This is a genomic window from Bacteroides acidifaciens, assembly GCF_024623065.1.
GTDB classification, from domain to species: domain Bacteria; phylum Bacteroidota; class Bacteroidia; order Bacteroidales; family Bacteroidaceae; genus Bacteroides; species Bacteroides acidifaciens.
Genome location: NZ_JANJZR010000043.1, coordinates 24,881 through 36,690, shown reverse-complemented (window position 1 = coordinate 36,690; position 11,810 = coordinate 24,881). Strand labels below are relative to the sequence as shown.

Annotated in this window: 8 protein-coding genes; 3 read left to right on the top strand and 5 right to left on the bottom strand. The window is 43.7% G+C overall.

Annotated elements, in window-relative coordinates:
* Positions 1 to 375 precede the first annotated feature (375 nt).
* The 3 genes from kduI (at position 376) to NSB03_RS12930 (ending at position 3,406) form a co-directional block, all read left to right on the top strand.
* Positions 376 to 1,218: a 5-dehydro-4-deoxy-D-glucuronate isomerase gene (kduI, locus tag NSB03_RS12940; RefSeq protein WP_024987518.1), complete on the top strand. Its 843-nt coding sequence runs from the start codon at positions 376 to 378 to the stop codon at positions 1,216 to 1,218.
* 40 nt (positions 1,219 to 1,258) lie between these two features.
* Positions 1,259 to 2,062, top strand: coding sequence for a gluconate 5-dehydrogenase (locus tag NSB03_RS12935; RefSeq protein WP_024987519.1), 804 nt, complete (start codon positions 1,259 to 1,261; stop codon positions 2,060 to 2,062).
* Between the two features lie 102 nt (positions 2,063 to 2,164).
* Entirely contained in the window at positions 2,165 to 3,406 is a 1,242-nt protein-coding gene (locus tag NSB03_RS12930) for a BT3233 family polysaccharide utilization protein (protein WP_024987520.1), read from the top strand.
* A 120-nt stretch (positions 3,407 to 3,526) separates the two neighbouring features.
* Here the strand turns inward: NSB03_RS12930 and NSB03_RS12925 are convergent, their stop codons facing one another.
* The 5 genes from NSB03_RS12925 to NSB03_RS12905 are packed head-to-tail and all read right to left on the bottom strand — an operon-like array spanning position 3,527 to position 11,606.
* On the bottom strand, positions 3,527 to 4,555 hold the full coding sequence (locus NSB03_RS12925) for a BACON domain-containing protein (RefSeq protein ID WP_128824358.1): 1,029 nt from the start codon (positions 4,553 to 4,555) through the stop codon (positions 3,527 to 3,529).
* A gap of 6 nt (positions 4,556 to 4,561) precedes the next feature.
* Positions 4,562 to 5,785 (bottom strand): DUF4302 domain-containing protein, encoded by a 1,224-nt coding sequence (locus NSB03_RS12920; protein ID WP_257466427.1) that lies wholly within the window; start codon positions 5,783 to 5,785, stop codon positions 4,562 to 4,564.
* A gap of 5 nt (positions 5,786 to 5,790) precedes the next feature.
* Positions 5,791 to 6,669 (bottom strand): zinc-binding metallopeptidase, encoded by an 879-nt coding sequence (locus NSB03_RS12915; protein WP_024987525.1) that lies wholly within the window; start codon positions 6,667 to 6,669, stop codon positions 5,791 to 5,793.
* A gap of 17 nt (positions 6,670 to 6,686) precedes the next feature.
* Positions 6,687 to 8,261, bottom strand: coding sequence for a RagB/SusD family nutrient uptake outer membrane protein (locus tag NSB03_RS12910; RefSeq protein ID WP_024987526.1), 1,575 nt, complete (start codon positions 8,259 to 8,261; stop codon positions 6,687 to 6,689).
* Positions 8,262 to 8,276: 15 nt separating this feature from the next.
* Positions 8,277 to 11,606, bottom strand: a complete 3,330-nt coding sequence (locus tag NSB03_RS12905) for a SusC/RagA family TonB-linked outer membrane protein (protein WP_024987527.1) — start codon at positions 11,604 to 11,606, stop codon at positions 8,277 to 8,279.
* Between the last annotated feature and the right edge of the window lie 204 nt (positions 11,607 to 11,810).

The window sequence follows — 11,810 nt, the reverse complement described above, 5'->3', positions numbered from 1 at the left end:
AGTTATAGATATACCGTTTTTCTTGTATAGACTAACTAAAATTTATGCATAACCCCACTAGAATTTACGGGTGACCCGAATTCATTCATCTTATTTTATTCGTTATATTGACTATTTCAATACATATCGTGTGGGGCGTTAGAATAGCTTGTGTTTTATTATGGAAGCTTCTAACTGTATTAGGTAGAAATCACTCCCAAATCGTATTATAGTTCGTTAAAAAAGTGTACATTGCACAGATTCTGGACATTTTTGGTGGATAATTGGAACAAAATTGCAAGGTAAACCCGTTTTCTTTTGCTATTTTTGCATCGTGTACGCAAACGGTGTGCATGTAGAAAGAGAACTTATTCGATAACTATAAATAAATAAGGTATGAAAACGAACTATGAAATTCGCTATGCTGCGCATCCTGAGGATGCAAAAAGTTATGATACTACAAGAATCCGCAGAGATTTCTTAATCGAAAAGATATTTGTCCCCAATGAAGTAAATATGGTATATTCCATGTACGACCGTATGGTGGTAGGCGGTGCGCTGCCGGTAGGAGAGGTGCTGACGCTTGAAGCGATTGACCCGCTGAAAACTCCGTTCTTCCTCACCCGTCGCGAAATGGGTATCTACAATGTCGGCGGCCCCGGTATCGTAAAGGCAGGCGACGCTGAATTTGAACTTGATTATAAGGAAGCCCTTTATCTGGGTTCGGGCGACCGCGTAGTAACTTTCGAAAGCAAAGACGCTGCCCATCCCGCCAAATTCTACTTCAACTCACTGACTGCCCATCGCAACTATCCCGACCGCAAGGTGACGAAAGCCGATGCCGTAGTAGCTGAAATGGGTTCTTTGGAAGGTTCCAACCACCGTAATATCAATAAGATGCTGGTAAATCAGGTGTTGCCCACCTGCCAGCTCCAGATGGGTATGACGGAACTGGCTCCGGGAAGTGTATGGAACACCATGCCGGCTCACGTACACAGCCGTCGTATGGAAGCTTATTTCTACTTCGAAATCCCCGAAGACCATGCTATCTGCCATTTCATGGGCGAAGTAGGCGAAACGCGCCACGTATGGATGAAGGGCGACCAGGCGGTTCTTTCGCCCGAATGGTCTATCCACTCGGCTGCCGCTACCCACAACTATACCTTTATCTGGGGTATGGGCGGTGAGAACCTCGACTACGGTGACCAGGACTTCTCATTAATAACAGATTTGAAATAACAACTACAATAGTTTTCCTAATTTAATAACAAAAAGAATTATGAATCAGTTTTTGAATTTTTCTTTGGAAGGTAAAGTAGCTCTCGTCACAGGTGCTTCTTATGGTATCGGATTTGCTATTGCTTCTGCGTTCGCAGAACAAGGCGCTACTGTTTGTTTTAACGACATCAATCAAGAGTTGGTAGACAAAGGAATGGCTGCATACGCTGCAAAAGGTATCAAAGCTCACGGTTATGTGTGCGATGTGACAGACGAACCGGCTGTTCAGGCTATGGTGGCTACTATTGCCAAAGAAGTAGGTACAATCGATATCCTTGTAAATAACGCAGGTATTATCCGTCGTGTTCCTATGCACGAGATGGATGCTGCTGATTTCCGTCGTGTAATCGACATCGACCTGAACGCTCCGTTCATCGTTGCCAAGGCTGTTCTTCCGGCTATGATGGAAAAACGTGCTGGTAAGATCATCAACATCTGCTCTATGATGTCCGAACTGGGTCGTGAAACTGTATCTGCTTACGCTGCCGCTAAGGGTGGTCTGAAGATGCTGACTCGCAATATCTGCTCTGAATATGGTGAATACAACATTCAGTGTAACGGTATCGGCCCGGGTTACATCGCTACTCCGCAGACTGCTCCTCTTCGTGAGCCGCAAGCAGACGGAAGCCGTCACCCATTCGATTCATTCATCTGCGCCAAGACTCCTGCCGGTCGTTGGTTGGATCCTGAAGAACTGACAGGTCCTGCTGTGTTCCTTGCTTCTGAAGCTTCTAACGCTGTCAACGGCCACGTTCTTTATGTAGACGGTGGTATCCTTGCTTATATCGGAAAACAGCCGAAATAATACAAGATAGTAAGTTAATCCGATAAGGTGATAGAATGGCAAAGAGCATCCTCTTTTCATCTGTCACCTTATTTTTTATTATTCATTCAATGTAGACTAATTATGAAAAAGATATTCATTCTGTTTGCTGTAGTCTTGATAGGGTTTGCTTCCTGTGTCGACAGTAGACAGTCAATGACAATCACAGTGACCAATCCGTTGGCTCTTGAACGGGTGGGAGAGATGGTTGAAGTGCCGATGAGCGACGTTGTTGCCAAACTGAAGCTGGCAGATACAGCGCAGATTGTAGTGCTTGATGTTGACGGTCAGCAAGTGCCTTATCAGGTGACGTATGACGAAAAGGTTGTTTTCCCCGCTACGGTAGAGGCGAACGGAACGGCTGTTTACACTATTCAACCGGGCACACCGGCTCCTTTCGATGTCGTTGCTTGCGGTAAATATTATCCCGAACGTTTGGACGACGTTGCCTGGGAGAATGATCTTGGCGGATTTCGTGCGTATGGTCCTGCCTTGCAAGCACGCGGAGAGCGTGGTTTCGGCTACGACCTTTTCACGAAGTACAACACAACAGAACCGATTTTGGAATCTCTCTATGCGGAAGAACTGAATCCTGAAAAGCGTGCCAAGATAGCTGAACTGAAAAAGACAGATCCTGAAGCTGCCTCCGAACTGCAAAAAGCTATCTCTTACCATATTGATCATGGATATGGCATGGATTGCTATGCCGTAGGACCTACGTTGGGTGCCGGTGTTGCTGCTCTGATGGCGGGTGACACTATTATCTATCCTTACTGCTATCGTGCGCAGGAAATTCTTGATAATGGTCCGTTGCGTTTCACGGTGAAGCTGGAATTTAATCCGCTGGTAGTCCGTAGAGACTCTAATGTAGTGGAAACACGTGTGATCTCTCTGGATGCAGGTTCTTATCTCAACAAAACGATTGTTTCATATACCAATCTGAAAGAAGCAATGCCGGTGACTACCGGACTTGTATTGCGTGAACCGGACGGTGCGACTGTGGCAGATGCTGCCAACGGGTATATCACTTACGTAGATCCTACAACAGATCGTAGCGGTGCAAACGGTAAGATATTTGTCGGTGCTGCATTTCCTGCACAGGTGAAAGAAGCGAAAGTGGTTCTTTTTTCGGAAATGGAAAAGAAAGAACGTGGCGGAGCCGACGGTCACGTTTTGGCTATCAGCGAATATGAACCGGGTTCTGAATATACTTATTACTGGGGTTCTGCCTGGGATAAGGCGGCTATCAAGACACCGGATGCCTGGAATAAATATATGGCTGAATATGCGCAGAGGTTGCGTGCGCCGCTGGTGGTTGTCTACTAATTGCTCATACAGATTACATCATCAACTTTTCTTTTTAGAGTTGTGATGAAAACAGCCTGTCATTGGATTTGAGACCGATGACAGGCTGTTTGTAATGTTCTAATCTTTGTCGATCCAATATTAGTTAAGACAAAGATTCAGTATTTTGTCCCAATATCCGGCAAGACTTCCTGTGGATGTTAGCGCCCAATTGACAATACCTATCTGGTCATACTGCCAACTTCCATCGTCAACAAAAGTAAGTCCCCATTGCTTGGTGTTATTATTCAAATAGGGGACAAGTTGGCAAGTGATATTTTCATCAAGCCCTGCTTGAGTCTCTTCACGATTTAATGTTCCTAATACAATGTAATATATGCTGCCGTTTTGCATTCTCTTTGCTGCTATAATTTGTCCGCAAGGAATTTTTATGGCGCCATTCTCATAAACGGCAGAGATTTGTTGGTAACCTAGTTCTGCTATGCTGATATTCAACTCATTTTCTCCGGTCTGGGTAATGGTGAACTTATCGGTTGCCATTGCCTCTCCATCAGAATAGGTTGCATCCCATTCTTTGCACAGTCCTTCGATACCATATTGCAAGAAACGATATTCAGTGGAGATGTTGCCGCTTTTGACAATGGCTTTTCCCATACGTGCTTTGCCACTTGTATTTTCTTCTGCCTCAAACCGGAAGCCTTCTTCCGTTTCCGTGTAAGACAACCAGTCATTATCAATGGTCACAGCAATTGGCAAAGTACTTATGAACTTGATTGATTCCGTGAAAGCTACATTGTCGGGGTAGCTGTAGAAGTCTTTACGTTCATATTGTGCCACCAGACCTATTTGCGTGATAGCTACTTGCTTGGCTATGGCTCCGGCTGTCACTCGGATAATTGCCGTACGGGTGGTGATTTCTGTATTTTCGGTCACGTTGAATGTGATTTTGTTTCCTGTTACGTTTTGAATGCTACACCATTCCGTGCTGGAAGAAGCGTTAACTTCTTCTCCTAAGGAAGCTAGGGTAATGAATCCTTTTCCTCCTATAGCTTCAAAATCAACGGTAGATTCTACAATATCAAGTTGGGGGATGACTAAAGGTTCTCCTTGGTCGCAGGCTGTCATTCCGATGCAGAATACAGCCATTAAGGTATATATTATCTTTTTCATAATTAGTTATTGTTTGATCATTCCTACGATATAGGGTATTTGAAAAATAGATTTGCTTGCTGAGAGGTCGTAAGCGATGAAAGAATCAGTCTCTCGTGCCCCCCATACTCCATTGTCAAGAAAGACAATGGCGCTGTTGCTGGCCATGCCTATCATTCCAGCACCAGACAGATTAGTGAGTGAACCTCCTTGGTTTAGAGCCCATGGACATAAATATATACTTCCTTCTAGTTGTTGAGATTCAAGGGAGATAACCCCTAGGTCGGCCTTGAAGATAATGCGTATGTCCATAGGAAAGCCTTCCATGATGAAGCTACTGTTGAACAGTTCTTCTCGTAGTGTGACATTTTGTTCTGCGCCAAAATTGTCATATATAAATGAATAGTTGCCTAAGAAATCCTCATATTTCCGATAGCCTACTGGAAGAGGTTGAGCTTTGATGGCTATGTTCTCATATTTGTAAGCCATTTCTGTATTGTCCCAGCTTAGAGACTGCACATTTTGGTTGCCGATGGTGACGGGTTGGTAGAACCTGATACCATCTACGGTGTAGGCGAAAGGCAGGCTCTTCCGGCTACCGTCTTGATTTTCCAAAATAAACACATGATGTTGTTGTGTGACGGTGTATTGTGCCTCTTCGCCGATTTCTACGTCATACAATGCCGGATATGCATTCTTGGCAACCGCTTTGATTTTCCCCAAATACTGTTCCCAAGTTTCATTCTCCGGTATGGGGGTCATCATCATTTTGTTACCGGTTTTCTTACCTTTCAGCACAACTTGTTCGGGCGTGCAGTCGAGGACAAGGAATTCATAGTCTCCTTCCATGCCTTCTCCGGTCTCTCCAATTCCTAAAAAGTTGGATGGTTCGGAGAAGAAGTGGAATATTTCATTGTAAGTATTGAAAGTCAGCATCGTTCCGGTGCTTTGTTTCAATTCATATTCGCCGGATGCTACTTTGTCATGTTCAAATAGGTCGCATGAGACGTCGGCGGTGCCGTCTTCATTGAATGCTACCAGCATGGTGTAGCCTCCATACATTTGGGTGGCGGAAGGATAATATTCCATTACCCATCCGTTTTTTGCTCCTCTCAGTATGGACAGTTCTTCTTTAATTGCTGCGTCAATACGTTCTGCGGCCGATTGGTCGAAAAGGTTTTCTTCTTCTGGTGTACATGACACGAGAGAGAGCAGAGTAAGCAGAAAGCAGATATTATATATTTTTTTCATACGTCTTAGTCATTTAAATTAATTAGGTCCAAACTTGCGGCTTGCGAAGAACGGCGTTGTACTATTTCACGCAATTGCTGCAAGTCGATATTCCAGGTCTCTTTCATGTATGTTGTGGCAATGTCTAGTTTGGCGTCAATATATGCGGCTGCCGAACCGGCCACTTTTCTTTGAGCCTCCCACCATGCAGCATCGTGTGTGATGTAGTTGGCGATAATCTCGACAAAATCTTCATGTACCTCGGTACTTGCATAGTTGGTGATGAATCCCCTTTGCAATGCTTCTGTGTCTGATATGTTCACCCAGCCTGCACCTGTATAATTACCGGTTGATATTTCATAGAATTCTCTTGGAAATTCAATTGTTTGGTGCAAGATGTGGGCAAACTCATGATGCATTGTCTTGAAATACCAGTAGTTCAGGAATTCGATATCGGGATTGCTCGGGTCGAAAGCATTAATGTTATATAGAGTCACTTTCAATCCGCCTTCAGCCGTACCCAATGTGATTTGTCCTTCATCGTATGCAGGAGAGCCGATGAGGTGAATCATCTTAGGACCGTATTTGCAGATAAATTCACGATCGCCCATGATCTCAGTGTATGAGTCAATCCACAAAAATTTCACCAACTTGGCCATTGCTATTGACTTGTCAAACTGAGCTGGTGTCAGGTTGTAGTCATGGTCTGATTCTTTGTCTTCCATGCGATATTTGAAGTCTATATTGTATGGATATACATAGTTGTTCAGTAACCATTTGTCAAATTCATTTCTTTGAGGCGCTTCGGCGCTGAAAATGCTTCGTTCATCCAATTCGTCTTCGCTGCATGAACTCATACCACACGCGAAGAATAGTGCTAAAGCAATATATTTGATATACTTCATAATTCTTTTCTTTTATATTAGTTTCTTGGATTCGCAGTGATACCCGCATTGATTACATCTTGCGGCAATTGGATGGCACGTCTCTGGTCGTCTTTTGTCAGGACTTCCGGCGATCTTCCTGCGTGATTGTGAGAAAATTCGATTCCGTAGCGTTTCAAATCATGCCAGCGCAGTCCTTCCTGCAATCCTTCGAGGCGGCGTAGTTGGAGAATGAGCTGAATCAAGTTTTCTTCCGTGCCGGCATTGACTGTGAATCCTTCGGGATTGAGTTTCTTCTTTAAGCTTCTTTCCGTAGCAATGTTGACCATTGCTGGTTCATAGGGAAGTGGGTCGTAGAAATTGTTTACGTCATCTACTGTCAAGTCCGAACCTCTGTCTGCACTTCTATTGCTATGGTATACAATCCAATTGTTGATATCTTCCAATGCTTTCGTATAGTTGTGTTGTGAACTTAGTACGTATGCTTCGGCACGGCATAAAATCGTTTCATCTACAGTGAATGGTACACTTACCGTATGGCGGTATCCAATTTGGCTGGCTTTGTCGGTATACTCAAAATAGGTGACGATTTTGGGGAACGGATTCTTTTGTTTGACACTAATGATGAAATCAGCCATTACTAATCCGCCGCGTGCATGCCAAGGACCGTTTACGTTGATGGTTTCTTTGTTATATATTTCCTGTCCGTGTCCAAATCGTTGGTAGATACTGTAAGGTCCGGTGACATAACCAGCGCTCGAATATGCTGTGCTAATCAGCAGATTGGCCGTTTTCTTTTCAGATATATATTGTGCCGCTACGTCGGATACCAATGACAGTGAGCCGAAATCTTCTTCCCAATGGCGCAATGTATTGGCTGGATTGTTGCCGATGGCTGCCGTGGCATGCTCTATCACTTTGTCCCACTTCTGATAGTAGAGGTAGAAACGTGCGGCAAAAGCGTTGGCTGCTTTTTTGTTGAAGTGATATTTAGGCACTTTATAGGAGGCGTCGGTGATGAGAGGCAGACCTTCTTTGATATCTTCCTCTATCAGTTTGTAGGTTTGGGCTAATGTGCCTCTTTCGTGAGGAACAATCACATCCTTTTCTGTTTCTTTGGTGTAAGGAATACCCAGTTGTTGATCTGCGGTATTCGGATTGTAAGGCATGCAGAAAATGCTGCTCAACAAGAAGTGAGCATAAGCTCTGCAAACCAGCGCTTCCCCCCTTTGTGGGTTTAAGTTTGCAGGATTTCCTAACATTTCGATACTTTCCAATGCTTGGTTGGCAGAAGCAATGGCAGCATAACAAGACTCCCACAGTCCGTAAGGACCGTCATCATCAGTGTCGGTCGGATCTTCCCAGTTGTATAGTTGTTCTTGCAATAGCATGGCATCAAACTGTGCTCCATTGTCCATTACGTTGTCAGAAGACATCTCACCCATTAACGCCGCTGACTTGTTGGGATAAGCAGAAACAAGCAAAGGCGTGATTTGGTCGGTGTTATTGATTTCTATACGATTGTCGGGCGCAGTATCCAAGAAATCGCTACATGCTGTGAAAAACATCAGAGGCATTGCCAATAATGTTGCGGTTAATATATTTTTCTTCATGTTTTCTTTATAATATTAAATTCCTAATCTCAATGTTAAAGTAAACTGTTTGGGCACAGGCACTGCCACACCTCCGGTGTTAAAGAACTCGGGATCTTGTCCGTTGAGTTTGTCGTCCGAGTAGATGAGGAATAAGTTGGTGGCTTGCAGCTTCAGTGATGCGGTTGACAACTTCAGGTGTGAAAGCCATGTTTTTGGTAAATCATACGACAATGAAATCTCTTTCATGCGAATGAAATCTCCTTTGGCAGTTCGTACCGTAGAGTAATTGTAAGCGTTGTAAGCACGGCTCAGATAAGTGTCTTGCGTATTCATACGCGCATCTGCAATGGCAGGGATGTTTGTACGGTTCTCGTCACCGGATTTCATCCATCGGTTTTTAAATTCTTTTGGCGTAGCGTCTAGATCGGTGTATTTGTTGTGGAATTGTGGATCTAAACGAACGACGTTGCCGAATGAATAGGTGATGAATACATTCAACTTAAGGGCTTTGTACGTGAAAATGTTACCGAAACTACCGGTGATGGTGGGATCGGTAGAGCCTTCGTAGATCAAGTGACCTTTGCGGTCGCGTTCTTGAAAGTTTATGTCACTTGTTGTCAACTCTCCGCTTTCATTGATGAATGTTGGTATACCTTCCTCGTTCAGTCCTTTGAAATCCATGGAGAAAAGACTTCTGACCGGATAGCCTTGCATGGCAAAGCCGTTGCCGGAAATCAAATCCATCACTGTGGCGTTGGATTGCAGATCAGTCACTTCGTTTTTAGCATTGGAGAAAATGAAATCGGTATTCCATTTGAAGTCTTTGGTGACGATGTTGCGGGTAGATAGGGTAAATTCTATACCGTGAGACTTCATGCTTGCCAGATTGGCGTATTTGGCGATTTGACCTCCGATACCTGGTGTGTTGATGATACCAATCAAGTCGTAGTTGTTACGCTTGTACCAGTCCATAGCCAGATTGACCCGGTTGTCGAGGAATCCTAAGTCGATACCTATATTTAATTCATGCTTTTTCTCGTAGGTCAAGCTGTTGTTCTGTGTTTCGGAAATCTGCAGTCCGGATTCTTGTACGTCTGCCGACGGGCGCCACGGATTATAGCTTTTGATAATCACGTATGAGTTGCTGACGTTGGCCGGACCTCTGTCAGCGGTTAGTGAATAAGAAGCTTTCAAGGTGGCATGTGAAAGAGCAGGCTGCAAGCTTTCGAACCAATTTTCTTCGTGTGCATTCCATGCTCCGGAAACGTTCCATGTAGGAAGCCAGCGTGCAGAGCGGCTTTTACCCAGTTTGTTAGACCCTTCGTAACGTATGGTGCCATTCAATGTATATTTTCCTTTGTATGAGTATGTACCCGTACCGAAGAATGCAACTTCACGCGAACGTGTCTCGTCTATCGTATAATAGTCAGTATTTTCTTCGTTTCCTTGTTTGAAATATAAGTAACTGTAGCTGGGGAGTGTACCCATACCGTATTGTGTACCGACACCGTTGAACCAGGTTTTGCTGCGGTCTGTTGCGTTCAGTTCCATTCCGGCAAATATGTTTAAGATGTGATTTTCTTTAAATACATCGTTATAGCTTGCCGTGGCGCGGAAGTCGTAACTATTCATGGCATATTTCGTCTCACGGTAGAAACCACCGACAGGCAGAACTGTTTCCGGCAGTGTGTTGACTTTATCCGGGTCTGTATACAACCAAGGATTGGCTTGCTGCATCGTAGCGTCGTCCATAGCCCTATATGCCCATGCTTGGTTGGAGTAATCTTTCACGTAATGGTTTTGTGTCGTTGTAGAGTATTTGTATGCTCCCAATGCCGATAGCTCTACCTTATTGATTGGCTTCCATTTCAATTCGCCTTGGAATTTGGTATCCAATACGTTCAGATCCATGTAGTTGTTGTTCAATTCATTGAATATGTTGAATGGCGCATAGTTGCGTACATAATATTCATTTGGATCCAATGTTCGGGAGGTATTTAGTGCGTATGAGTAAGGGTTGATATCGAAATCACGTTTCACTTCGCCACTCACTGGGTCGGTCTGTGAACCCAATGTGCCAGGGGCAGCTTGCTGGCGATATGCTGCGTTACCAATTAAATTTAACGAAACGGCTTTAGAGATGTTGTAGAGAGCATTAATGTTGGCAGTATAACGCGAAACTTTGCTTCTTTTGGTCCATCCCGGGTCTGTCATTACACTTAATGAAGTATAGTAGGACGCTTTATCCGTACCAGTTGACATGCTAATAGCGTGGTTCTGAGACACGCTATTGCTGAATAACAGATCGAACCAGTCGGTATTGCTGTATTCAGCCTGACGCAAGAATAAATCACGTGCTTCGGGAGTGTTTATCAAACCGAAAGTTCCGTTGGTTGCGTTGTATGAGTTGATGAGGTGATACATTTTTCCGTATACACCGCTTGTAGATGCACGGTAGGAGTCGGAAAAGTTTAGATATCCGGCTGCTTCCAAATCGCGATATACGCTCATCTGTTCTTGAGAATCCATGATGTTGAAATTCCGATAATTAGGTTTCATTCGCATGGTGAATTCTCCGGTGTAGCTGATTTTGTTTGTGCCGGCTTTACCTTTCTTAGTAGTTACAACGATTACACCTGCCATGGCACGTGCTCCATAGATGGAGGTTGCTGAACCGTCTTTCAGGATTTGAAAACTTTCGATGTCATCGGCATTCAGACCTGCAATGGCAGAGCTGATCAACGTTTCTGCATCACCGGATGAAAGCTCGTCGGCACCAACTTCTGTTACGTCTTCCATGATAACGCCATCTACTACCCATAACGGCTTGGAACTACCGTAGATAGATGTAGCGCCACGTACGCGAATTTTAGGGGCTGTACCAAATGTTCCTGATACATTTTGAACAGATACACCGGCAGCCCGTCCTTCCAATCCACGGCTGATGTCGGCCATACCGTTTAGCTTCACGTTGTCTGCCGACAGCTTCGTTGAGGCTCCCGTAAACAATCGTTTATCCATTTTCTGCATACCGGTGACTACTACTTCTTCCAGTACTTCAGAGTCCGGTTGGAGTATGATTTTTATGGTACCAGCTTTGATGGCAACCTCTTGGGATTTCATTCCAATATAGCTGACTTTCAAAGTCCTAGCAGAACTTGGTACATTGTCAATAGTGAACTGACCGTCAATATTGGTAACTGTTCCCAACGTTGTACCTTTTATTAAAACAGATGCTCCCACTACAGGCTGGTCGTCTTCTTCCGAAATAACGACTCCTGTCACCTTTTTAGGTGTTTGGGCAATCATCAGGCCTACGCTTGTAAATAAGCAGACCAATAGCAACATTACTTTTTTGTTCATAAACACTCTTTTATATATTAAAATTATTAATTCTTGTTTTTACATTCAAGAATAATCGCAAATATAGGTATAAAATTATAAAATAGAAATAAGTAATTCTAAAAAGATAAAAGAATGTGATGTATTTTATACTATTATTTGAGGTGATTTTTGTGCAAGATATTATTTTCTATATGGTATAAAATAATATGTTTATTATGCTTT

Bases quoted from the DNA above. Each gene is read 5' to 3' on its own strand.
- kduI (WP_024987518.1), top strand. From the start codon at position 376: ATGAAAACGAACTATGAAATTCGCTATGCTGCGCATCCTGAGGATGCA.
- NSB03_RS12935 (WP_024987519.1), top strand. From the start codon at position 1,259: ATGAATCAGTTTTTGAATTTTTCTTTGGAAGGTAAAGTAGCTCTCGTC.
- NSB03_RS12930 (WP_024987520.1), top strand. From the start codon at position 2,165: ATGAAAAAGATATTCATTCTGTTTGCTGTAGTCTTGATAGGGTTTGCT.
- NSB03_RS12925 (WP_128824358.1), bottom strand. From the start codon at position 4,555: ATGAAAAAGATAATATATACCTTAATGGCTGTATTCTGCATCGGAATG.
- NSB03_RS12920 (WP_257466427.1), bottom strand. From the start codon at position 5,785: ATGAAAAAAATATATAATATCTGCTTTCTGCTTACTCTGCTCTCTCTC.
- NSB03_RS12915 (WP_024987525.1), bottom strand. From the start codon at position 6,669: ATGAAGTATATCAAATATATTGCTTTAGCACTATTCTTCGCGTGTGGT.
- NSB03_RS12910 (WP_024987526.1), bottom strand. From the start codon at position 8,261: ATGAAGAAAAATATATTAACCGCAACATTATTGGCAATGCCTCTGATG.
- NSB03_RS12905 (WP_024987527.1), bottom strand. From the start codon at position 11,606: ATGAACAAAAAAGTAATGTTGCTATTGGTCTGCTTATTTACAAGCGTA.